Here is a 22562-nt window from a genome sequence, read left to right as displayed (position 1 = left end):
CACTTCAACCCACTTCCAGCGACGTGAGCTCAGCCACCCAATAGGCCGTGTGCCCCGCGGTGCCGGTCGCCGTGATCTGCACCACGTCGTTCGTGTCGTCCGCGGCTATCGCAAGCGTGTAGCCGGTGGCGGTGCCATCGTTGCCCGCGCTGGTGATGGTCGGCGTGCCAACGATTGAGGTCGTCGTGCCCACGCGCTTTGCGATGAACGACACGTCCCATGCCGCCACCGAGCCGTCGCTGCGCATGGCGATCACCTGCCCCTGCACCTTGAACGCAAGCGCGCTCGGAAGGTTGAGTTGGTTCGAAGATCCACTTGGCGCGGCGCCGTCAGTCGTCAACTGGGTCGCAGAGCCATCAGTCGTAGTACGGAACAGCATCACCGATCGCCGCTGCGCGTCACCGGACGCTGTCCGCCGTCCTCCGGCGAAGGAATCGGCGCCGCGCAGGCCGCGCGTGACTGCAAACTGTCCGGCAGCCCTGGAGCCCACACCGTCCGCCGTGCAGGTGAAGCCGCCGGCTTGCGAATAGTCGGCGCTGGCAGTGCAAGTGCTGCCGCTCGCATGCGCGTAGTTCGCGCTCGCGACGCAGTTGAGGCCGCCCGGGATGGTCGAATAGCTGCCGCTTGCAGTGTTCCCGCCACCGCCCCCGATCGCGGATCGGCTGCCGGCGCCGTTGGCTGCGTTCCCATCACCACCGGCGACCGTCCCATAGGCTTGAAGCGACGTGTTGTTTCGCCCGCCCCCAATCACGGCATTCGTTCCCGAGGCTACTTGAGCCGCCGCAGACCGCTCCAGCTGCAGATCGACAGCGCGAGTGCCGCGCTTGTTGCCGCCTGTAGACGCGCTATCAGGTACGTTGGCCAGGATCGAGCCGGTCCCCTTGGGAACAAGCACCGCGTCGACGTTCGTAGCGGCATTTGTGGCCGTGAACGAAACTGCCGGGATGACGTTGTTCGGCGCGGCCGAGCTGACCGCTTCGGTCCAGTTCGTCAGGCTTCCGCCCCCACTACTCGCCACGGCCTGGCCGTTGGCCTTGTGATAGCCCACACACCGCCAATTGCCGGACCCGAGCGACTCCATCCAAGCGACGTCACCGGCTGCCGAGGTGATGTTCGCGCCGCCTGGCAGGATCAAGCTCGTTGCGTTGTGCGTGAAGGTCAGCGCGCCCTGGAAGACCAGCCTGCGCACCGCGCCCGACGCGATCGAGTCAAAAGCCGTGATCGTGGTGGTGCCGCTGATGCTGACGCTGTTCGCGGCTGCCGCACCAATGTTGACCGTGGCAGCCGATGCGATCGTCACCTGAGGCGCTTCGTTGAGCGCGCTGGTCAGCGTGCCACCGGTGAAGGAACTGCCACCGGAGAGCGCCGCGCCACTCGCCCGCATGTAGCTGACGCAACGCCAGTTCCCGGAGCCCAGCGAGACGAACTCAGCCACATCGCCGGCTGCCGTCGTGATGTTCGCGCCCGTGGGCAGGATGAGCGACGTGGCGTTGTGGGTCAGCGTCAGGACGCCCTGGAAGTGCAGGACGCGCTTCGCACCCGACGCGATCGAATCGAAGGCCGTCACGGTGGTCGTGCCGGAGACGGAAATCGTGTTCGCCGCCGCGGCACCGATGTTGAGGGTCGCCGCCGATGCCAGGGTGACGACCGGCGCCTCGTTCAGAGCCGAGCTCAGTGTGCCCCCGGTGAAGCCCGAAGAGGACGCACCGCCATAGCTCTCACGATAGTCGGTCGCGCTGGTGACCGTGGAAGCGTTCGTGTTGACCAGGTACAGGCGCAGGTAGTTGGTGGTGTCGTTCCAATTGGTGATCGCCGTCGAGACGCTGACGGCACCCGTGGACCTGCTGGCGACGACGTAGTTCGTCACGCTGGCCGTGAGCGTCACAGCGCCGTCTGCGATCGTGTTCCCGAAGCCGCGCCCGCCGTAGTAGGCCCAGGTCAGCCCCGAGGTCCCGGGCGCGCGCTTGCCGTACATGCCGGCCGGCGACGCAGCATCGAAGTTTTCGTTGATCTGCTGGAACGCGTTGGTGTTGGCGGTGAGATTCTGGAGGGTGGTCATACAGTGGCCTGAAGTTCGTGCCCGCGACCGATGGTGTCGCTGAGCTGATAGACGCGGACATAGAGCGTCGATTGGTTGGAACCGAAATCCGCGATCTGCTCGGCGCTGGTGTAGACGGCCGAGGCGGAGAAAACAGAGAGGACGCGCTTGATCGTGGTGAACGTGCCATCGCTGTAGATCACCACGTCATAGCGCTCGAGCGATTCGCCGAGGGGGATCACGCCCGTGGACAGCACGTTGTCGACAAGACGCGAACGCCGGCCCCACGTCAACGTGATGTTGTTGCTGGAGATGCTCTTGCGCAGATCGACAGGGCTGAAGGGTTTGAGGCCCTCGGCCGTGTTCGCATAGGAGCGCGTGAACGCCGATTCGGCGCTCCGGCCTTTGGACCGTGCCTTGTAGATCTTGGTTTGACCGATGGCCCCTGGATCGAGGTTCGGGCGCAGCGTGCCGGCCGTGCCGAGCAGGATGAAGCGGTCCGCGACCTGGTGCAGCCCTGCGGCCCAGCCAGTGCCCCGAAGGCCCCGCAGCAGGCCAGACAGGATGTAGCGGCCACTCCCAAGGCTGTCGGCGCGCTGAAACTTGATGATCTCCCAGCGGCCATTGCCACCCACAGCCGCGACGTTCGATGTGCCGGCGAGCAGGACATCCCGGGTGATGTTCGAGAGCGAGCCCTCGCCGATGTTGACGGTCAGCAGGTTGACCTCATCGACGACGTTGCGCGTGAAGTCGCCGAGCGCCGTTTCAGCGGAGCCGATGACGGACTCGTTGCTGACTGTGCCAACCGGTTCAAGAGAGGTCACCGAATCGCCCATGAGCAGCTCAGCGCCGGTCCAGCCCGTGCCGCGGCTTTCCATGACCGCGTACAGGCCGGCGTTGTTGTCGCTGTCCTGCAGGATCGGGCCGTCGAGGATCTCCAGTGCGGTCGGCGCAGGCAGCGGGTCAACGCCTTGCCGTATATACCCTGCGGCCCCGATCGCGGTCTGCGTGAACAACTCGGCGTCGCCTGGCTCGACCGTCATCTCGATCACTGCACCCGTGTCGGTCAGGCTCATGATCCGCCAGAGCCTGGACGTTCCCCGTGGGTATTCAACGGTCACACCGTCACCCGGGCTCAGAAAGGCGAACTTGCGGGACACCTTCATGGCCCGCGTGTTTTGCTGCCGCCAGCGAGCGAAGAGGATCGTCTGCGCCACGCGAGCGGCGTGATCGGAGTTGGTGGCAATCGGCAGTTCGATCGTCAGATCTTCGTTTGCCTCTGTGACCTGGCGGGTTGCCGCCTCGGTCGCAGTTTGGTAGTCGAAGTCCTGATTGATGTAACTGACGGAGACGCTACGCGGAAGGTCGATCTCTTGCGTGCGACTGAGCGGCATCGCGTCAGCGGGATCTGCCCCATCCTCGGCCTGGCCGAGCTCGTCATAGCTGATCGTCGCTTCGGAGGCGATGTCCTCGTACTTCTTGAACTTGATCAGGCCATCCTCGTCGACGACAAAGATAGCGAAGGCAGTCAGCAGCGGGTCGACGTTGCTGCGCGCGCTCGCCGGGTTCTGGAGCTTGTAGCCGTGGATCGTGTCCTCGTCGGGGATGGCGCTCACGTCGTATCGCGTCTCCCCCACGCGCTCGCACTGGTCCGAGATGATGTCCTTGACCAGAACGTCAGAGATGCTCACAGCTGGCCGCACGACCTCATATTTTCGATCAGCCGACGAGGGTCCAACGACCGACATGTTCCCGTCGCTGTAGAAGTTCGCGCTGGCGCCCGTGTAATGCTGCAGGATGTCAGCGGTGTAGATCAACTCCCACGCCGAATCGGTCACACGGAAGAAGCGCGAGGCAACACCATTGGTCGTCGGCACGCTCACGAATACACCCTGGCTCGAGCAGAAGATGGCAGCTTGCGCGAAGACGTCGCTGACGCCCAGCGCGGGCCCCACTACTGGGGCTGCGAGCACGGCCCCGGTTGTGGCGTTACGGGTCTCCATCTGGAGACTCCCACCGGCCACGGTGACGACGTAGACCGCATCTTCGTAGATCCCGACAGGTCCAACGGTCGTGCCCGTGACGACGTCACAGGTGGTCATCGTGCCGTCTTGATTGATCACTGCCGGCTTGGTCTGCAGATCGGTCGTGCCGCCACCCACCATGACGTACTTTCCGGTCTGCGGGTCGTGGGCAGCCGTTGCGTAGGAGCTGCTCAGGAACGGATAGTCCAGCGTCCCCTTGGTGTAGGTGAAGATGGCCGTTTGCGTCCCCTCATTCAGATCAATGATGTCGATATACGTGTCCATCTCGTTCGCGTCGGTGCGCGTGCGGATGACCGTAGGATTCGGCGTGCCGGGGCATGGGATCGGGGCGAATGTGGTCCTGAACCCTACTTTGCAAAACAGGAGCGGGATCGTCCGCTCCAGGGTCATCGGCGCGCCTGAGTGGCTGAAGTACACCTCCAGTTCGCCATTGCCGTCCGTGTCGGCGTCGGTGTTGTTGGTGTGCCAGATTCCGCCCTTGATGTACTGGCCGTGATAGCTGGTGACCCCGGCCGGCGCGTCGGCGAGCTCGTTGACCTCGATCACGGTCGCGGAGCTGGTCGACAGCACGAACGAGAACTGAGGCACCCGGCCGCCCGGGCACTCGATTGCGCGCATCGCGATAGACACAACACCTCGATACGCTGGGACCGAGCCCGCGCCGCCCGCATAGATTTCTTCGATGGCATCGGGCAACTGGTCAGAGTGGCCCTGATACAGAGTGAAGAAGGCAAACAGGTTTTCTTCGCTGGCCAAAGCGGTCGAGATCGGGAGCCCGGACCTTGCATCCCACTTCAGTTTGCCGTCCTGGAAGATCTGCACGAGCGACACCGTCGAGCCATCGCGCGGCGTCTCGCACAAGGCGATCCGCATCTGGACGAAGTAGCGATAGTCGGTGTGCTCTGCCCCCCCGCCCTTCCCGACGTCCGTCGTGCTCTCGAACTCCAGCTTGTCGGTGGACCAGACCACATTGCCGCCGATGCGCTCCGTCCCGTACAGCACCGGGATGCCGGCGCCGTACGTGCTGACCTGAACCTTGAGGCTGTCCAGGCGCGGCCCTTCGGTCTTTTCTCCCTCCGTGAGCAACCCGCCAACGAGCGAGCCGGCGATGAAGCCCAGCTGCGGCACGCCGAAGAACGAGCCGATGACACCGCCAACCACCCCGAGGACAGATTGCATGCTCATCGGTCAGCCCACCAGCGGCGTCCAGTCGCCATTCGTGCCAGGCACCGCCTTCGTGTCAGCGGTCGCATGCCACAGCCTCCCGCCGTAGGTGACGAAGGCTTGCGCACCGTAGTGGCGCCCCTCCTCCCACACGGCCAGGAAGGCCGGGGGCCGGCGCTGCTCCAGCATGGCGACACGCCGGCTCACGTCGTTGTGCAGCTCGAGCGCGCGCTTGCCGATGCAGTCGGCCAGGAAGACCGCCGCCTTGGCAAGGATGCGATCGCGCAGGCGCGCGGGCGTGGCCTTGATCGGCTGCGTGAGCTCCCGCTCGATGTCGAGCAGATGGGCCTCGATGGCCGGCTTGTTGTCGAAGAATTCGGCCATCGATCAGCCCTCCGATCCGCCCGGGGCGGGTTCCGAGGCCAGGCGCTCAGCCATGGACTCCGCCACACCGGGCAACTTCCAACCTGTGCCGAACATGCGAACCATCTCCCTGGGCGTTTCTTGCGCATCAGGAGAAAGGTCGTGGATCGCGGCTTGAACGACGTTGCGCGCCATTTCCAGCGCCTGCTTCTCATCGCCAAGCTGGACGGCCTTCGCGGGGTCCATCAGGCTACCGAGGACGCGGGCCTGCACGGCGGGCTCGATGCCGGCCAGCTCAGGCGGCGTGCGGGCGATAGCAAGCCGCACACGCTCAGACATGCCTTCCATCTGGAAGGGCTTCGGATTTGCCTGCTTCACGTATGCAGCGATCGCAAGGTCGATCATCACGTCGGCGGGGCTGGCTTCCGGCAGCGGCACCGCGCTTGCCGCGTCCTTCCGGTATTCCGCCTCCATCTCGACGATCTTTTTCGCGAGAGAGGCGAGGTGCCCCATCGTGCCGCTGGCTATCCCCTTGACTCGCGATTGCTTGCCTTCGTCGCTAAGGTCTCGATCGCCCATGACGACCCCGGCCCTTTCATCGCGAGATTTCATGAGCCCCGGCACGCTGGTAATGCGCTCGTGGTCGAGCATGGCCAATGCCTCCGCGACCCGCATGCTGGTCGAGGCTGTCAGTTCGTTCGAGTGCGCGATCGCGCGAGAGACCATGGCGAGGCGGGAAGATTTGTGGTTGCTCATGTTTCAGTTCCCTTCGATCTTGGCCAGCAGGAGATTCAGAGCTTCGGCAGCGCCGACGACCTTGGTCAGTGCAGCCCGGACCGGTGCGGCCTCGCCGGGAGTGAAGCCCACTTGATGGAACAGACTGCCCATCGCAGCGCCGTCGTAGCGCTTGGCAATCAGCTTCGCGGACTCGCTGGGAGTCAGGTCTGCCAGCGACAGAACGAATGCCTCTTCGGCGGCAATTTGGGTGGATGAGGTATGGGACATGGGGAATGACCTTTCGTGTCAGTGGTTGAGGAAGTGGCCGGGCTTCGGCCGGGGGGTGAAGGGCTTTAAAGCCCCTTCGGAGCCCCTTGCGTTGAACGCCCGTTGAACGCTCGTTGCGCTCATGCGGCGGCAGGCGCGCGCCAGCGGTCGTACATCTGGGCGCGGGAGGGCTTGGGAGACGGCAGCGGGTCGGCGTGCTTGTAGGCACCGCGTACGAAGCTCTCCGCGGCTCCGTGGTCGAAACCGTTGAGCCTGTCCAGGCCGAGCCAAGTAACTGCGAACCACGCGGCCTTGTTCGGCCGGTGCCCGACGACTGTCTGATGCAGCAACTTGGCCGCGACGAGTTCGCGCGTGCACTTGGTCAACATGTCGTTCGACGTCCAGCCGAGCGGCGCCATGTGCGCTCGAGAGCAAAGCAATGCTCCGTTGTTGGAGCCTTTGAACTGCCGCGCGACGTCGATCAGGAAGGCGCGTGCGTGGACGCTGAGGCCCCTGTACGCCGCCGAATCGACGACTGCATGGGGTATGGCTATGAACCCGCCCGCGTCGCGTAGCTGGCCCTTGTAGCGAGATGCTTTGGCCATTCATCGCCCCACCCCTTCAGGCTCGGCGATCAGGCTGTACAGCGCGACACCGCGATGCGTGAAGCCGTCCGAATCGACACTGGCTACGCGCGCCGACTCCAGGACGTAGCCGCGCTCCTGCAAGTCGAGCACGCGGCCGGCCGGGTGGCTTATGCCGAGCATGCGAAGCTCATGCGTGTGGCGCGGGCGTTGCCGCAGAAACGCGATCAGCTTTTGAATCTGGACTTCCGTCGCAGTCGACTTAGACGTAGAATTCGGAGGCAACTGATAGCTTTCTTCTGGAACCTCGGACGCGACTGACATCGCTCCGAGGTTTACTTTTTTGGTCATGGCGACGCCTCCCGCGTGGCAACGTTGCCAGCCGGCTTCGCTGTAGGTAGGCGCAGCCACTTCCGGATCTCGTCCAGCGTGTCGGCCTCGAACATCTGCCCACCGTTGGGAGCGAGCAGCCAGTAATCCCCGCCGTGCTGGCAGGCGTCGTAGTAGCTGATGGCAGAGCGCAGGCGCAGGTTGCGCATGCGGTAGATCTGGCCGCTGAGATCCTTGAACTCTGAGTCGCGCGGCGGTTGGTCCCACTCGACCCAGCTCATGCGGCAACCTCCGTAGACGGCTGATAGAGGTGGTCGAGCCAGGCGGAAGCGGCGGCAACGCCATCAAACAGCCACGCACCGCCCAGACGGCTCAGGACGATGTTTCCGACCGTGGTGGCGTAGCAGGTATAGCCATTGATCGCGGCGCGCGCGGCGAGCCCGTCGAATGCCTTCTTGGCCTTGGCTTCGGCGTCGCTCATGCCGGCACCCCCTGCACAGCCTCGATGAAGGCCAGCAAGCGATCCCTGTCGTAGAGCGTCACCCGCGGGGTTGGGCGTGCGGGCTTCGGGAAATCCTCTCGCTGCTTCTCCCAGCGAAGCAGCGTCGCTTTGCTTACGCCGCAAAGAGTGCTCGCGCCGTTCGGGCGAAGCTTCTGATGGGTCGCGACTCGGCTAGAAGTCAGCGCTGTAGTTATCCGTTGCCGTTGGGCTTCACTATGTTGCATCTACTCGCTCCATGTCGCTGCGGGTTGCAGCAATGGGAGCGAGTAGAAACTTGTAGGGCGAAACGAACCAAGACCCCTGGTTAGTTCATTTCTCCGATAGGCGGCTTTAGCTCTCTGAGGATCTGCCCGACTCGGGCTGGTGAGGAGCCCAGACGAACAGCCACGATCTTGTTCACGCCGTGCATTTTTTCGGGCCAGCCCAGGCTTCGCGCTACGCGTTCCACTGCGTCCTTGTTCAGTCCCCTGGCACGTCTTACCTCACCGCTGCGCAGACCTCCCAGTCGAGCGCGGTCACTTGTGGTCATCCTTGTTGCTGCCTGCAGAAAGTCTCCGGCTGCCCATATTGCGAGCATTGCAGCATTGCTGGCAATTCGCTCGCCACGCACTGACGCCTCTTTTTGCCGCATGGCCATCTCGAAGCCAGACTCAATACACAAGTACAACATCGCGGCGACTTGCCGTTCACGCTGCTGTCGAGTCGGCGCTGCATCTCCTGCGTCGTAAGCAATCTCAAAGGGCCCCGCCGATGCCTTCGCGTCTACTTTGTCCCATGCTGCCAGCGAAGCCGATCGAACATCCTGAAGTCGATCGAAGTCCTTCCGTATCAGGCCTCGAGCAACCTTCAGCATCGAGCGAACAGACGCCGCCGTCTCGTAGTTCGGGTGTCCAGGCGAGACGACTGGAAACGCGAAGCCCTCGAAGCCGACTTGCTGAGGCATGACGCCGAACTCTGGGATGCGAAACCAGTTGTCTGGATCTAACTGGTCTGTTGACCACGCGTCGAGCTCTTCTTTAGAAGGACGACGCCTCGTGAATGCCATGTACGCCACCTCTGCGACCGACCTGAAGATAGGTGCTGCGTCGGCTCGCCAGGTTCGCGAGTTTTCGGGGATCAGCCTAGACGCAGCGATTCAAATAGTGCCATACGAGTGGCAACGTTGCCACTTCGGGGTCTTGCCGCCGACTGGCAACGCGCGTGACATTGCGTGACCCATCGTGACCGCCAGGGCCCGGAGCCGTCACCCAAGGGGGGGCTTTGGTGCATCGTTCGGTGCGCTCTATTTCGGTAACGTTTCATCAGCGTTACGGGGGCCGGGCTACTTTGCCGACCTACTCCGCATGCATGAAGACAGAACAGCCGGGGGCAGTAGATGGCATATCTAGATGGTGACCGCCCCACGGGACAGAGAGAGTGCCCAAAATGGCCCTTATAGTCCCGCCCCACGGGACAGTGAGCGATGTCTCTGTCCCGCCCCACGGGACTATAGACGTGCCTCCTGTCCCGCCAGGCGGTCTAAGGGTCGCGTTCTCAAAAGCGGCGCCGGCTTGTACGCGCTGCGCACGAAGCCTTGGGCAGAGCCTTCGTCGAAGCCTTGCAGCTTGTCGAGCGAGTACCAGGTCAACGCGTACCAGCTCGCCTTGTTCGGGCGATGTCCCTGCACCGTCTGGTACAGCAGCTGCGCGCGCAGGAGCTCGTCTCTGGCTTTCATGAGCATGTCGTTTGACTTCCAGCCCCGTGTCGCCATGTACGCCCGCGAGCACAAGAGCATGCCATTGTTGTCGCCCCGCCACTGGCGTGCGATCTCGAGCAGAAGGGCCCGCGCGTGCATGCTGAGGCCCTGATAGGCCGGCGAGTCCAGGACGGACCATGGAAGGGCCACAAAGCCCCCTGCGTCGCGTCCTGAGCCCCGCCTTGAGCGTTGGGTGCGGGACACTCGGCGCGATCAAGAGTCTGCCGTCTCGGGCTTGCGCTGGTCTGGCAATATGGCCGCCTTCAAGAAGGCCTGAAAGCTCCTATCTGTGGCCGCGTGGGCCCACCGCCGAATCATCTGGAGGCCCTCGGGCGATCTCCGCCAGATCTCGTGCTCAAGCTCCTTCTGCTTTTGATAGACGGCGGCGTCGTCCCAGCTGACATGATCTCTCACGCCCTTCTCAAGCCGATGAAGACACCAAAAGTTTCCGGTGCACCAAGCGCGCCCCTTCTCCCATTCCGGTCGCGAGCGGTGCAGACTGAACTTGTGTCCGCCAGCGTTCCATGTCTGTGGCTGGTCGAGCTTGGGCAACTCAATGCCGGGAGGGATTAGGCCCTCAGCGCGGAGTTGCTCAATCGAACCCGCCCAAGTTACGCAAGCGCGAGGTGTGATCGTGATCTGCAGGTCGCTCGCGCCAATCTCGGGCGTCAGCTGAGGCTTTCTCTTTGCCATGTCCAGCCCCTTACAGAGCTGCGCGCGCGGCTTGGCGCACGGCATCACGACGGACGGAGGCAACGATGCTGCCGGTGGTCTTGCCTTGGGCGTAGCCATCGGCAACCGCGGTGCGCATGATGCGCAGCATCTCGGGGTCAAGCTTGGCGGCATACGCCTTCAGCAGCGGGCTTTCAAAAGGGTCGTAGGCCGGCTGTGCAGCGCGCGCAGCTGCGGCGCGCTTGGCGAGGATCTTGCGCTTTGCAGATGCAAAGTCGATAACATTCGAGGTAGCCATGATTCACTCCTACTCAGTGATTGATGGTCAGAAGGTCGGTAGCGGGTCCAAGCGCTACTGGCCTTCGTTTTTGCGGTCAGCCTTTCGGCAACTTCGCTCGATCGATTGCCTTGTTGAGCCAGGCCGTGCCCAGCGTCCTCAGCTTCGTCCATCGATCCGGCGTCAGACGAATGGAACCATTCACTGCCCGCTGCTCTTCAGGGAGTGGCGGGCGACCCATTCGGGCCTGTGCTTCACGTTCTTGCTTCGTCATGGGACTTAATGTAATCCGCAAAGTTGTCGATCGCAAGACTTTTTGTAATCCATAAAGTAGAGAAAAACCCGATAAGCGACCATGGCGAAGACCTACTTCTTGCGATTTCTCCTCGCTGGCCAAGAGGACGACCTCATCTGTGAGGTGCGGAAGCCCGAGTCGGACAGACTGGAAAAAATCTTGGAGGGCGAGTATTGGGCGAACCGTCGTTTTTGGTTCGACACCATTGATGGCCGCAGCGTCCTGGTGAACCTCAAGCATCTTCAGGGCGTGCGATTCCTCTGGAACGCCGCCCCGAGGGCGCCCGATTCCCGCATCGACCCTGAGGAGCCCATGAAGATCGTGTTGGTTGGGAACAAGGTGATCTCCGAACCACCCCCCGAGGATGCGAAGGACCTCTACACGCTGTTCTGGGAACTCGAGCTAGGCAACGATGAGGTAGTAACTTTCATGGACGTCGACGGGGAGTTGTTCTCCCTGGTGCCGGACCAGATCGTCTATCTCTCTGCCCCGAAAGAGGTGGTCGACGAAGGGCGCAGGGAGGCCGACGAAGAAGACGGCGGCCTTGAAGCGTGAGGCGAATACCGGCCACCGATGCCGGTATTCCATGCGGCCGGGGGAATCTGGCCCCCGTCCAGGTGGCAACGTTGCCACCCTGCCTGTACCGTCCCACGGGACAAGGGGACTGGCAACGTTGCCACTTTGGGTACGATGCCGGCCACCAACAACGAGGAGTGAGAATGGTCGGAGCAGCTGGCGGATTGATGATCGTGTGGGTGCTCATCGCACTCCTGATTGCGGTACTTTGGATCTTGATGCCCTTCGCGATCTTTGGAAGCAAGCCGCTTCTGCGGACGCTGATCGAGGAGCAAAAGCGCACTAACAGGCTCTTGGAAGAGCTTGCCGAGGCGACCAAGCCGCCGACTCGATCGCTCGTCAGTGGCACGGTCCGTAGTGAGGGCGGATCGCTGGTGAGCGAGAAGTACCGCGAAAACTGACCAACGGCTTGGTCTAATTCCGCACTCCGTGCGGGATCAGCGGGCTTTCGACGGTGGTGGAACCCGGTTCCACCGGGTCACTCCGACTTCCGCGAGGGTTTGGGCGGTATCGTCGTGTGATCGCCGAAACTCCCCGCCCTCGACCTTGAGGCAGGACGAAGGCGGCACCGGGTGCCGGCTTCTGAGCTTGGGAAAATGTGGCACCCGGTGCCATATTGGTCACGCCGCCTTGAACGGCAGGATCTTCGCGCCCGCGCGCAATTGGTCGAGGTGGTCCGCCCACTGCTGCATCATCTTCCTGCGCTGTGGCAGGTAGGTCGCGAAGTTGTACGCCGCGCTGACATCGTCGCGCTCCTGGTGCGCAAGCTGCAGCTCAATGATGTCGTGCCGGTGTCCGAGCTCGTGCAGGATGGTCGAGGCCACGCCGCGGAAGCCGTGGCCCGTCATGCGGCCGGCGTAGCCCATGCGCCGCAGGGCGCCGAGGATCGTCCCGTTTGACATCGGCTTCTCGTGGTCCCGCTCGCCGGGGAACAGCAATCCGCTGAGGCCGCGCAGTTCGTGGATGGTCTGCAGGACCTCGATGGCCTGCTTCGACAGCGGCACGATGTGCGGCGTTTTCATCTTCATGCGCTCGGCCGGGATGCGCCATTCCTTCGCGCCCTCGAGGTCGAACTCGTCCCAGCGCGCGGCGATCAGCTCGCCGGTACGTACGAACGTGAGCGCCATCAGCTTCATGGCCAGGCGCGTGGCCGGCGTGCCCTGGTACGCCTCGATCTTGCGCAGGAGCTCCGGCATCTCCTTCGCCTCTACGCGCGCATAGTGGGTCTTGGCGCGCGGCTTGAGGGCGTCGGCGGGCTTCACGTCGACGGCAGGGTTGCGCTCGAGGATGCCGTGCGCGACGGCGTACCGGAAGATCTGGCCACACGTCTGCCAGGCACGCTTCGCGATGTCGACCGCTCCCCTGCTCTCGATCTTCTTGGCGACGGCGAGCAGCTGCGGCGCCGTGATGCTGGCGATCGGCCGCGGGCCCAGGTGGGGGAAGACGTCGGCCTCAAGGCGGCGCAGGACGTAGTCGGCGTGCCGGGGCGACTTCGGGCCCTTCCAGTGCTCGAACCACGCGCGGGCGACCGCCTCGAAGTTGTTGTCGAGCTTCACGCGGTGAGCGAGCTTGCTCTCCGCCTTGGCCTGCACGGGGTCGCTGCCGGCCTTCAGGAGGTCTCGGGCATCGTCACGATCGCGGCGGGCCTTGGCCAGCCCCACGCCCGGGTAAGCGCCCAGCGCCAGGCGCTTTTCCTTTCCCCCAAACCGGTACTTCCAGTACCAATGCTTTCCCCCAGCGGCGGAAACCTCGAGGTACAGACCGCCCGTGTCAGCGAAGCGCGTACGGGGCTTGGCGGGGTCGCATTTGGCGTTCTTGCACGCGGTGTCGGTCAGGGCCATGTGGGGGAAAAATCAAGGTCTGCAGGGGGCAAATGCCTCCGCTTCCCCCGACTTTGCCCCCAAACAGCATGCAATGTCAAAGCGCGATGTGAAGCGTTCAGATGTGAAAAAGCCCCGGCTGGCGGGGCTTTCTGGGCTTTTTGATGCACCGTGAAGTGATCTAAAAGCTTACGTTGGCGGAGAGGGTGGGATTCGAACCCACGGTACGGGGATACCGTACGCCTGATTTCGAGTCAGGTACATTCGACCACTCTGCCACCTCTCCGGAGTCTGGTGTTTGTCGAGCCGGCGATTCTAGCAGAGACTTCCAACAGCCTTTCAGGGCCGCAGCACTTCGAGGCCGCCCATGTAGGGCCGCAGCGCCGCCGGCACCACGATCGATCCGTCCGGCCGCTGATGGTTCTCCAGCACAGCGACCAGGGTCCGGCCTACCGCGAGGCCGGAGCCGTTGAGGGTGTGCACCAGCTCGTTCCTGCCCTGTGCGTTCTTGAAGCGCGCCTGCAGGCGCCGCGCCTGGAAGGCCTCGCAGTTCGACACCGAGCTGATCTCGCGGTAGGTGTTCTGCGCCGGCAGCCACACCTCGAGGTCGTAGGTCTTGGCCGCGCCGAAGCCCATGTCGCCGGTGCACAGCAGGACCACGCGGTAAGGCAACTCCAGCGCCTGGAGCACCGCCTCGGCGTGGGTGGTCATGGCCTCGAGCGCCTCATAGCTCTTCTCCGGATGCGTGACCTGGACCATCTCGACCTTGTCGAATTGGTGCTGGCGGATCATGCCGCGCGTGTCGCGCCCTGCACTGCCTGCCTCCGATCGGAAGCAGGGCGTGTGGGCGGTCAGGCGCAGCGGCAGCTGCGCCTCGGCCAGGATCTCGTCGCGCACGAAGTTCGTGAGCGGCACCTCGCTGGTGGGGATGAGGTACAGCGCCGAATGATCCGGCGCAGGCTCCCCTTCCTGCCCGCCCTTCCTGGCAGCAAACAGGTCGCCTTCGAACTTGGGCAACTGGCCGGTGCCGCGCAGCGTGTCGGCGTTGACCACATAGGGCACATAGCACTCGGTGTAGCCGTGCTGCTGGGTCTGGATGTCGAGCATGAATTGCGACAGCGCCCGATGCAGTCGCGCGATCGGCCCCTTCATCACGGTGAAGCGCGAGCCCGCCAGCTTGACGCCAGTCTCGAAGTCGAGTCCCAGCGGCGTGCCCAGGTCCACGTGGTCGCGTGCCTCGAAGCCGAGCGCCGGCGCATCGGCACCGTTGCCGCCCTTGGGGCTCCAGCGCCGCACCTCGAGATTCGCTTTTTCGTCATCTCCCACGGGCACGCTCGCGTGCGGGAGGTTCGGCACCGCAAGCAGCAGCGCCTGCAGCTCGGGCTGGATCGCCTCGAGGCGCGTCGCGGAGGACTCCTGTTCGGCCTTGAGCGCATTGACCTCGGTCATCAGCGCCTCGACCGATTCGCCCTTGGCCTTCAGCGGCCCGATCTGCTTGTTGAGCGCGTTGCGGCGCGCCTGCAGTTCCTCGGTGCGGGTCTGCAGGCTCTTGCGCTCGGCCTCGAGGGCGCTGAAGCTGCCCACGTCGAGGAAGGTCTGGTTCTTCTTTCGGGTTTCGAGGCGGGCAACGACCGACGCGAGGTCCTTGCGTAACAGAGTGATATCGAGCATCGAGCGATTCTAGGCGGGGGCGTAGGATCACTCCCCTCCCAAGAACCAAGGAGATTCGATGGAAGCCTATCTGTCCTTCAACGGAAACGCGGCCGAGGCGCTGGCCTTCTATGCCAAGAGCCTGGGCGGCAAGATCCTCTTCAGCATGACCTTCGGCGAGAGCCCGATGGGCAAGGAAACACCGGACTCGCACAAGAACAAGATCATGCATGCCACGCTGGAAGCGCGCGGCAAGCAGATCATGGCCTCCGACCTGCCGCCCGGCATGCCCTTCGACGGCTACAAGGGCTTTTCGCTCTCGGTCCAGGCGAAGGATGTGAAGGAAGGCGAACAGCTCTTCAGGACGCTGTCCGAGGGCGGGAAGGTCACGATGCCCTATGCCGCCACGTTCTGGTCGCCGGGCTTCGGCATGCTCGAAGACAAGTTCGGCGTGCCGTGGATGGTCAACGTCGACCAGCCGCAGAGCTGATCAGGCCAGGCTCGCCGGGTCCACGTTTGCGCCGCAGACGATCAGGCAGATCTTCTCGCCTTCGCGCGGCGCATAGGCCCCCGTGTGCAGCGCGGCCAGCGGCAGGGCTGCAGCCGGCTCGACGGCCAGCTTGAGCTCCTTCCACAGCCACAGCTGCGCGGCGCGGATCGCCTCGTCGGGCAGCAGCAGGGCGTCGCGCACATGGCGTTGCGTGATGTCCCAGGCAAAGCCGCCGATCCGGCGCGCGCCCAGCGAATCGGCCGCCACGCCGCCCACCTCCACATCCACCGGCTCGCCCGCCTCGCGCGCGCGAAAGAGCGTGGGCGCGCGCTCGGGTTCGAGCGCCACCACGCGGCTGCGCTGCTCGAACCACGCCGCGAGGCCGCCGATCAGGCCGCCGCCGCCCACGCTGACCAACACCGCGTCGGGCAGGCCGCCCTCCTCCTCGATTTCACGGCCCAGCGTACCGGCGCCGGCCACCACTTCGGCCTGGTCGTAGGCGTGGGTCAACAGCGCGCCGCTTTCGCGCTGGCGCTCGAGGCAGGCGGCCAGGGCGTCGGCATATGCCTCGCCGCCCACCACCACCGTGGCTTCGAGCGCGCGCAGCTTCGCGCGCTTGGCTTCCGGCGACACGATGGGCAGGAAGACCTCGCAATGCACACCCAGCGCCTGCGCCGCCGCGGCGGTCGCGATGCCGGCATTGCCGCCGGAGGCCACGATGGCGCCGCTGGCGGGAATCTCGTTGGCGAGCAGCCGGTTCATCATGCCGCGCGCCTTGAAGCTGCCGCCGGCCTGCAGATGCTCGAGCTTGAGCCAGAGCTCGACTCCCGGCACATCGATGCCGAGCGCGCGGCCCGGCAGCTTCCACAGCGGGGTCCTGCGCAGGAAATGCGGGGCGTGTTCGTGGATGCGCAGCGCGGCGGCCTCGATGTCGCGACGCCAGTCGATGGTGGCGCCGCCCATCACGAGATATGGCCCGGTGCGGGCATGTCGTCGAGCTTCAGGCCCTTGGGAAGCGGGAACTTCAGGGTCTCTTGGATGCCATCCATCTTGCGCACCGACACCGCACCGAGCGCCTTGACGCGCTCGATCACCTCGCGCACCAGCACCTCGGGCGCGGAGGCGCCGGCCGTCAGGCCCACGCGGGCCCTGCCCTCGAACCACGCTGGCTGCAGCTCGTCGGCGGAATCGACCATGTAGGCCACGGTGCCCAGACGCTGTGCCAGCTCGCGCAGGCGGTTGCTGTTGGAGCTGGTCGGGCTGCCGACCACGATCACGATGTCGACCTGCGGGCTCAGCAGCTTGACTGCATCCTGCCGGTTCTGCGTGGCATAGCAGATGTCCTGCTGCTTGGGCTCGCGGACCTTCGGGAAGCGCGCCCGTACCGCGGCCGAGATCTCGGCCGCGTCGTCCACCGACAGCGTGGTCTGCGTGACCACGGCCAGCTTCTCGGACTGCGCCGGCTCGACACGCGCAACGTCCGCAACGTCCTCCACCAAGTGGATGCCGCTGGACAGCTGCCCCATCGTGCCCTCGACCTCGGGGTGCCCCTTGTGGCCGATCATGATGAACTCGTAGCCCTCTTTCGCGAGCTTGGCGACCTCCACATGCACCTTGGTCACAAGCGGGCAGGTGGCGTCGAAGACCTCGAAGCCGCGCGCCCGCGCCTCGGCCTGCACGGCCTTGCTCACGCCGTGGGCGCTGAACACCAGCGTCGCGCCGGGAGGCACCTCGGCCAGGTCCTCGATGAAGACCGCGCCCTTCGCCTTGAGCTCGTTCACCACATAGGTGTTGTGCACGATCTCGTGGCGCACGTAGATCGGCGCGCCGAACTTGGCAATGGCGCGCTCGACGATCTCGATCGCGCGGTCGACGCCGGCGCAGAAGCCGCGCGGCTCGGCGAGGATGACTTCCTGCACTGCCATCGTCAAAGCACCCCGATGAGTTGCACTTCGAAGCTCACCGGCTGGCCCGCGAGCGGATGGTTGAAGTCGAAGCGCACGGCCGTCTCGTTGGCCTCGACCACCGCGCCGGCGTAGCTGCCGCTGCCGTCGGGCGTGGGGAACTGCACCACGTCGCCGACCGCGTATTGCTCGTCCGGGTCGCCCATCTGCGCGAGCAGCTTGCGCGCCACCCACTGCTGCATCTCGGGATTGCGCTCGCCGAAGGCCTCGCCGGCCGGGAGCTCGAAGGTCGCGTGCGTGCCCTCGGGCAGGCCGATCAGCCGCTGCTCGACCGCAGGCGAGAGCTCGCCGGTGCCCAGCGAGAGCGTGGCGGGCTTGTCGCCGAAAGTGTTGATGATGTCGCCCGCCGGGCCGGCCAGCCGGTAGTGCAGCGTGAGGAAGGAGCCGGGCGCCACGTTGGCGCCTGTGGGAGTGGAGGACACGGTCGGGATGGCTTTAGACTGGGGCCTGTATTTTAGGGAGGGGGCCAAGAGCCCATGTCAGCCATGTCTTTCACCGATCTGCCTGTCGAAGCGCGACCGCGCGAAAAGCTCATGCTCAAGGGGCCCGGCGCGCTCGCCGACGCCGAGCTGCTGGCGCTGCTGCTGCGCACCGGCATCCGCGGCAAGAACGTGCTGCAGTTCGCGCAGGAGCTCCTCGACAGCTTCGGCGGGCTGAGCGGCCTGCTCCACGCCGGGCTCGACGACTTGAAGCGCATCAAGGGCCTGGGCGGCAGCGCGAAGCGCGGCAACCTGGCAGCCGTGCTCGAGCTGGCGCGGCGCACGATGGCCCAGCGCCTGAAGGAGCGCGAGCTGTTCGAATCGCCAGAGGCCGTCAAGCACTATGTGCAGTTGCACCTGGCGGCCAAGCCGCACGAAGTCTTCGCAGCGCTCTTTCTCGATGCGCAGCTCCGTCTGATTGCCCTGGAAGAGCTTTTCCGCGGCACCCTGACGCAGACCAGCGTGTACCCGCGCGAGGTCGTGATGCGCGCCCTGCACCACCATGCCGCGGCCGTGATCCTCGCGCACAACCATCCGAGCGGCTGCGTCGAGCCCTCGCGCGCCGACGAGGCGCTGACACACACCCTTCGCACCGCGCTGGCGCTGGTCGACGTGCGGGTGCTGGACCACGTGATCGTCGCGCCGGGACAGGCCTTGTCGATGGCCGCGCGCGGCCTGATGTGAGCCCGGCGCTGACGCAGGACGTATCCTCCGGCGACAAGCCGATGCCAAGCAAACCCAAAGCCCTCAAGAGCCTCGCCGAGCTCAAAGGCGTGCAGAAGACACTGGCCGAGCAGCGCGAGCGCGACGCCGCCGAAGCCGCCGCACGCGCGGCGGCCGAGAAGAAGCGCGCCATGGACCAGGACCTGTTCTCGCGCGCCATCGGCGCCACCCAGCCGCTGCGGCGCCAGCCCGCCGTGACGCTGGCGCCCGAGCCGCCGGCGCCGATCCCGGTGCAGCAGCAACTCGACGAGCAGCGCGTGCTGCAGGAAGCGATCAGCGACGAGTTCGACGCCGCGACGCTGCTGGACATCGACGACGCCCTGAGCTTCCGCAGGCCCGGCATCGGCGTGGATGTCACCCGCAAACTGCGCAAGGGCGGCTGGACCCTCCAGGGCGAGATCGACCTGCATGGGCTGCGCCGCGACGAGGCTCGAGAAGCGCTTGGCGCCTTCCTGCGCGATGCGATGCGGCGCGGATGGCGCTGCGTGCGCGTGGTGCACGGCAAGGGCCTGGGCTCGCCCGGCAAGACGCCGGTGCTCAAGGGCAAGGTGCAGAGCTGGCTGATGCAGAAGGACGAGGTGCTCGCCTTCGTGCAGGCGCGCGCCGATGAAGGGGGTGCGGGGGCGGTGGTGGTCTTGCTGCGGCCTGCATGAGTTGCGGCAGCAGGTGCGATTGCGGCGGCCCCTTCCGCCGTTTACCCATGGCACAGCAGTGTCCGACCAGTTCCGAAATGCGAGCTCGGGCTCAGGTCAGCCGGCCGAATTCCTCATCCAGTCCGCCGTCTGGAAGAACGAGGCGCGCAGCCGCTCGCGCAGTTTTTCGTCGACGCCCACTTCACCCATCGCCTGGTCCATGCATGCGAGCCACTGATCGCGCTCCTTGATGCCGATGGTGTGCCCCCCGATGCTCTGCGGCAGGTGACGCGCACGCAGCATGGGATGGCCGAAGCGATCGGTGTAGTGCTGCGGCCCGCCCAGCCAGCCGCAAAGAAACCAGAACAGCCGCTGGCGCGCGTTGTCGAGTGACGGCCCGTGCACCGCCCGCAGCTGCGCATAGGCGGGTTCGAGCTCCATCAGGTCGTAGAAGCGCTCGACCAGCGCATGGACTTTTTCCTCGCCGCCGATCCACTCGAAGGGCGTGTCGAAGGGGGGCTTTTCCTGGATGTGCATGACGGCAGTATGCATACGCAAAAGAGCTATTCCGACCGGCAGGCTTTTATTGCCATGGGATGACCCCCTTCTCCTCTCAGGAGCACAGGGCGCGTTCGCTTCGTCGTGCCGCCGGCTGAAGCTCATTGCCTGCCTCAATGATCCTTATTGAGGCTTTGTATGGCGCTGCCCGCTGCATGGTGTAGATTGCGAGGGCGCCGCTACCGCCGGTAGCGACGGTTCCACTTGCATGCCTAGCCAATCCGAGGAGACAGCCATGGACTTGAAAGGATCGAGAACCGAGCAGAACCTGAAGGACGCCTTTGCAGGCGAATCCCAGGCCAACAGACGCTACCTCTACTTCGCGAACAAGGCCGACGTCGAAGGCCAGAACGATGTCGCAGCGCTGTTCCGCTCCACCGCCGAAGGCGAGACCGGCCATGCGCACGGCCACCTGGAGTTTCTCGAGCATGGGTCGGGCGACCCGGCCACCGGCCTGCCGATCGGCGACAGCCGCCTGAACCTGAAGGCGGCCGTGGCCGGCGAGACCCACGAGTACACCGACATGTACCCGGGCATGGCCAAGCAGGCTCGCGAAGAGGGCTTCGACGAGATCGCCAACTGGTTCGAGACGCTGGCCAAGGCCGAGCGCTCGCACGCCAACCGCTACACCAAGGCGCTCGAGGCGCTGGTCGACTGAGCCCTGCGTGGGTGCTCCGCGGGCGGGGCTCCTTGCAGGGCTCCCTCCCCGCTGACGCCGCGCGCCAGGCCACGGCTATCCCATGACGAGTCGAGAAGGCAATCTCGAGGCGCCGACGCGCCACCCGCTGGACTGGAAGAACCCCGAGTTCTACGACCAGGGCGCCTGCGAGCGCGAGATGACGCGCATCTTCGACATCTGCCACGGATGCCGTCGCTGCGTGAGCCTGTGCCAGGCCTTCCCGAACCTTTTCGACCTGGTCGACGCGACCGGGGACGGCGAGGTCCACGGCGTCGACCCCAGGCACTACGGCAGCGTGGTCGACCAGTGCTACCTGTGCGACCTCTGCTACATGACCAAGTGCCCCTACGTGCCGCCGCATCCGTGGAACGTGGACTTCCCGCACACCATGCTGCGCGCCAAGGCCATCAAGTTCAGGAATGGCGGGGTCCCGGGTGGCGAGAAGCTCCTCGCCTCGACCGACGTGCACGGCCAGTTCGCGGGTATCCCCGTGGTGGTGCAGGCCGTCAATGCACTGAACAGGACGAAGCCGGTGCGCAGGCTGCTCGACAGCACGCTGCATGTGCATCCCGATGCGTGGCTGCCCGATCTCGCCACCAGGCGCTTCCGCTGGAACGCGCCCAAGGACGACGACGCGCAGCCGGTGGTCGACGGCGAGCGCACGCCGGGCAAGGTCGCGATCTTCTCGACCTGCTACGTCAACTACAACGAGCCCGGCATCGGCTTCGACCTGATCAAGCTGCTGCGCCACAACGGCATTCCCTACACCATCGTCTCCAAGGAGAGCTGCTGCGGCATGCCCAAGCTCGAGCTGGGCGACCTGGAAGGCGTGGCGAAGCACAAGGAGGCCAACATCCCCGTGTTGGCGAAGTACGCGAAGGACGGCTTCGCGATCCTCACGGCCATCCCCTCCTGCACGCTGATGTTCAAGCAGGAGCTGCCGCTGCTGTTCCCGGACGATGCCGACGTGAAGCTGGTGCAGCAGGCCATGTTCGATCCCTTCGAGTACCTGATGGCGCGCCACAAGGACGGCTTGCTCAAGACCGACTTCAAGACCCCGCTGGGCAAGCTCAGCTACCACATCCCCTGTCATGGCCGGGTGCAGAAGATCGGCCGCAAGACCGAGGAGATGTTCAAGCTCATCGGCCAGACGGTCCCGGTGCAGCTCAACACGGTGGAGCGCTGCTCCGGCCACGCCGGCACCTACGGCGTGAAGACGCCCTATCACCCGGTGGCAATGAAGATCGGCAAGCCGGTGTTCAAGGCCATGGGCAAGAACGAGCCGGACTACATCAGCTCCGACTGCGCGCTGGCCGGCCACCACATCGCGCAGGGCATGGCGCAGGACGGGCTGCCGACCGCGAAGCTGCAGCACCCGCTGAGCCTGGTGCGCATGGCCTACGGTCTGGAGTAGCGACGATGACGATCACGCCCGACACGCTGATGACGCTGGAGGCCTACGCGAAGATCCGCAAGAGCAGCGCGCCCGAATTCATTGCGCACCGAAAGCTGCGCACCGTCCGCCTGGGGGAGCACATGAACGTGCAGTTCGAGGACGAGGTCACCATCCGCCGCCAGATCCAGGAGATGCTGCACATCGAGAAGATCTTCGAGGAGGAAGGCATTCGCAGCGAGATCGAGGCCTACGTGCCGCTGGTGCCCGACGGCAGCAATTGGAAGGCGACCATGCTGATCGAGTACACCGACGTGCACGAGCGAAAGCGCGAGCTGGCACGGCTGATCGGCGTGGCGGACCGCATGTTCGTCGAGGTCGAGGGCCATGCGCGCGTCTACGCCATCGCCGACGAGGACCTGGACCGCGAGACCGGAGAGAAGACCTCGGCGGTGCACTTCCTGCGCTTCGAGCTCGACGATGCGGCGCGTGCGGCGGTGCGCGCGGGAGCTCAGGTGAAGCTGGGCTGCGACCACACGAACTACCCTGCGATGACTGTCATCGCGCCTGAGACGCTGGCGAGCCTCGCGGGCGACCTGGGGGCCTGAC

27 protein-coding genes and 1 tRNA gene are annotated in these 22562 nt (G+C 65.0%); 8 read left to right on the top strand and 20 right to left on the bottom strand.

What is annotated here, in order from left to right:
- Positions 1–4: 4 nt before the first annotated feature.
- The 13 genes from APY03_RS22590 to APY03_RS22535 form a co-directional block, all read right to left on the bottom strand.
- Entirely contained in the window at positions 5–2059 is a 2055-nt protein-coding gene (locus tag APY03_RS22590; RefSeq protein ID WP_068680229.1) for a beta strand repeat-containing protein, read from the bottom strand.
- On the bottom strand, positions 2056–5262 hold the full coding sequence (locus APY03_RS22585) for a phage tail protein (RefSeq protein ID WP_162487170.1): 3207 nt from the start codon (positions 5260–5262) through the stop codon (positions 2056–2058). The genes APY03_RS22590 and APY03_RS22585 overlap by 4 nt, the downstream gene beginning before the upstream one ends.
- 9 nt (positions 5263–5271) lie before the next feature.
- Entirely contained in the window at positions 5272–5631 is a 360-nt protein-coding gene (locus tag APY03_RS22580; protein WP_068680226.1) for a hypothetical protein, read from the bottom strand.
- A gap of 3 nt (positions 5632–5634) precedes the next feature.
- Entirely contained in the window at positions 5635–6366 is a 732-nt protein-coding gene (locus tag APY03_RS22575; RefSeq protein ID WP_102906091.1) for a hypothetical protein, read from the bottom strand.
- Positions 6367–6369: 3 nt separating this feature from the next.
- Entirely contained in the window at positions 6370–6615 is a 246-nt protein-coding gene (locus APY03_RS22570) for a hypothetical protein (RefSeq protein ID WP_068680222.1), read from the bottom strand.
- A 119-nt stretch (positions 6616–6734) separates the two neighbouring features.
- Complete coding sequence (locus APY03_RS22565; protein ID WP_068680220.1) at positions 6735–7199, bottom strand: hypothetical protein; 465 nt, start codon at positions 7197–7199, stop codon at positions 6735–6737.
- The gene (locus tag APY03_RS42625) at positions 7200–7529 is read right to left on the bottom strand and encodes a helix-turn-helix domain-containing protein (protein WP_162487169.1); all 330 of its coding nucleotides are present in this window, start codon (positions 7527–7529) and stop codon (positions 7200–7202) included.
- Complete coding sequence (locus APY03_RS42620) at positions 7526–7789, bottom strand: hypothetical protein (protein ID WP_068680218.1); 264 nt, start codon at positions 7787–7789, stop codon at positions 7526–7528. Before APY03_RS42620 ends, APY03_RS42625 begins: the two co-directional genes overlap by 4 nt.
- Positions 7786–7989 (bottom strand): hypothetical protein, encoded by a 204-nt coding sequence (locus APY03_RS22550; protein ID WP_068680216.1) that lies wholly within the window; start codon positions 7987–7989, stop codon positions 7786–7788. The genes APY03_RS42620 and APY03_RS22550 overlap by 4 nt, the downstream gene beginning before the upstream one ends.
- A gap of 325 nt (positions 7990–8314) precedes the next feature.
- Positions 8315–9055, bottom strand: a complete 741-nt coding sequence (locus APY03_RS41705; RefSeq protein WP_146039660.1) for a hypothetical protein — start codon at positions 9053–9055, stop codon at positions 8315–8317.
- A gap of 441 nt (positions 9056–9496) precedes the next feature.
- Entirely contained in the window at positions 9497–9724 is a 228-nt protein-coding gene (locus APY03_RS44315) for a hypothetical protein (RefSeq protein ID WP_232081239.1), read from the bottom strand.
- A gap of 234 nt (positions 9725–9958) precedes the next feature.
- Entirely contained in the window at positions 9959–10438 is a 480-nt protein-coding gene (locus APY03_RS42615; RefSeq protein WP_146039659.1) for a hypothetical protein, read from the bottom strand.
- A 10-nt stretch (positions 10439–10448) separates the two neighbouring features.
- The gene (locus tag APY03_RS22535) at positions 10449–10715 is read right to left on the bottom strand and encodes a hypothetical protein (protein WP_068680210.1); all 267 of its coding nucleotides are present in this window, start codon (positions 10713–10715) and stop codon (positions 10449–10451) included.
- Between the two features lie 334 nt (positions 10716–11049).
- Here APY03_RS22535 and APY03_RS22530 point away from each other — a divergent pair, with 334 nt between their 5' ends.
- Positions 11050–11544: a hypothetical protein gene (locus APY03_RS22530; RefSeq protein WP_068680208.1), complete on the top strand. Its 495-nt coding sequence runs from the start codon at positions 11050–11052 to the stop codon at positions 11542–11544.
- A 164-nt stretch (positions 11545–11708) separates the two neighbouring features.
- Positions 11709–11966 carry a hypothetical protein gene (locus APY03_RS22525; protein WP_068680207.1) on the top strand — a complete coding sequence of 86 codons (258 nt, stop codon included), beginning with the start codon at positions 11709–11711 and terminating at the stop codon, positions 11964–11966.
- Positions 11967–12185: 219 nt separating this feature from the next.
- Here the strand turns inward: APY03_RS22525 and APY03_RS22520 are convergent, their stop codons facing one another.
- From APY03_RS22520 to serS, 3 genes are all read right to left on the bottom strand, one after another.
- On the bottom strand, positions 12186–13406 hold the full coding sequence (locus APY03_RS22520; protein WP_068680205.1) for a tyrosine-type recombinase/integrase: 1221 nt from the start codon (positions 13404–13406) through the stop codon (positions 12186–12188).
- 174 nt (positions 13407–13580) lie between these two features.
- Positions 13581–13671 (bottom strand) — tRNA-Ser (locus APY03_RS22515).
- A gap of 53 nt (positions 13672–13724) precedes the next feature.
- Entirely contained in the window at positions 13725–15056 is a 1332-nt protein-coding gene (gene serS / locus APY03_RS22510; protein WP_068680203.1) for a serine--tRNA ligase, read from the bottom strand.
- A 58-nt stretch (positions 15057–15114) separates the two neighbouring features.
- Between serS and APY03_RS22505 the strand changes: the two genes are divergently transcribed.
- A complete protein-coding gene (locus APY03_RS22505) occupies positions 15115–15525 on the top strand; it encodes a VOC family protein (protein WP_068680201.1) in 411 nt (136 codons plus the stop codon).
- Here APY03_RS22505 and APY03_RS22500 read toward each other — a convergent pair whose 3' ends face one another.
- From APY03_RS22500 to APY03_RS22490, 3 genes are read right to left on the bottom strand one after another with little or no spacing between them, the layout of a single operon-like run.
- Positions 15526–16488 (bottom strand): threonine/serine dehydratase, encoded by a 963-nt coding sequence (locus tag APY03_RS22500; RefSeq protein ID WP_068680200.1) that lies wholly within the window; start codon positions 16486–16488, stop codon positions 15526–15528. It abuts the gene before it with no gap.
- Positions 16488–17450, bottom strand: coding sequence for a 4-hydroxy-3-methylbut-2-enyl diphosphate reductase (gene ispH / locus APY03_RS22495; RefSeq protein ID WP_068680198.1), 963 nt, complete (start codon positions 17448–17450; stop codon positions 16488–16490). Before ispH ends, APY03_RS22500 begins: the two co-directional genes overlap by 1 nt.
- A 2-nt stretch (positions 17451–17452) precedes the next feature.
- Complete coding sequence (locus tag APY03_RS22490) at positions 17453–17911, bottom strand: FKBP-type peptidyl-prolyl cis-trans isomerase (RefSeq protein ID WP_102906099.1); 459 nt, start codon at positions 17909–17911, stop codon at positions 17453–17455.
- Positions 17912–17974: 63 nt separating this feature from the next.
- Between APY03_RS22490 and radC the strand changes: the two genes are divergently transcribed.
- Positions 17975–18652: a RadC family protein gene (gene radC / locus APY03_RS22485; RefSeq protein ID WP_068680196.1), complete on the top strand. Its 678-nt coding sequence runs from the start codon at positions 17975–17977 to the stop codon at positions 18650–18652.
- 41 nt (positions 18653–18693) lie between these two features.
- A complete protein-coding gene (locus APY03_RS22480) occupies positions 18694–19344 on the top strand; it encodes a Smr/MutS family protein (protein ID WP_068680349.1) in 651 nt (216 codons plus the stop codon).
- Between the two features lie 96 nt (positions 19345–19440).
- On the opposite strand, the gene APY03_RS22475 is transcribed toward APY03_RS22480, so the two are convergent.
- Positions 19441–19860 carry a group II truncated hemoglobin gene (locus APY03_RS22475; protein WP_068680348.1) on the bottom strand — a complete coding sequence of 140 codons (420 nt, stop codon included), beginning with the start codon at positions 19858–19860 and terminating at the stop codon, positions 19441–19443.
- 256 nt (positions 19861–20116) lie between these two features.
- Between APY03_RS22475 and APY03_RS22470 the strand changes: the two genes are divergently transcribed.
- The 3 genes from APY03_RS22470 (at position 20117) to APY03_RS22460 (ending at position 22561) form a co-directional block, all read left to right on the top strand.
- Complete coding sequence (locus APY03_RS22470; RefSeq protein WP_068680194.1) at positions 20117–20539, top strand: rubrerythrin family protein; 423 nt, start codon at positions 20117–20119, stop codon at positions 20537–20539.
- Positions 20540–20621: 82 nt separating this feature from the next.
- Entirely contained in the window at positions 20622–21974 is a 1353-nt protein-coding gene (locus tag APY03_RS22465) for a (Fe-S)-binding protein (protein WP_068680192.1), read from the top strand.
- Between the two features lie 5 nt (positions 21975–21979).
- Complete coding sequence (locus tag APY03_RS22460; protein WP_068680190.1) at positions 21980–22561, top strand: DUF3501 family protein; 582 nt, start codon at positions 21980–21982, stop codon at positions 22559–22561.
- The last annotated feature ends 1 nt before the right edge of the window (position 22562 follow it).

It is taken from the genome of Variovorax sp. WDL1, from assembly GCF_001541225.1.
Classification (GTDB): domain Bacteria; phylum Pseudomonadota; class Gammaproteobacteria; order Burkholderiales; family Burkholderiaceae_C; genus Variovorax.
This window is presented reverse-complemented; position numbering and strand designations above follow the sequence as displayed.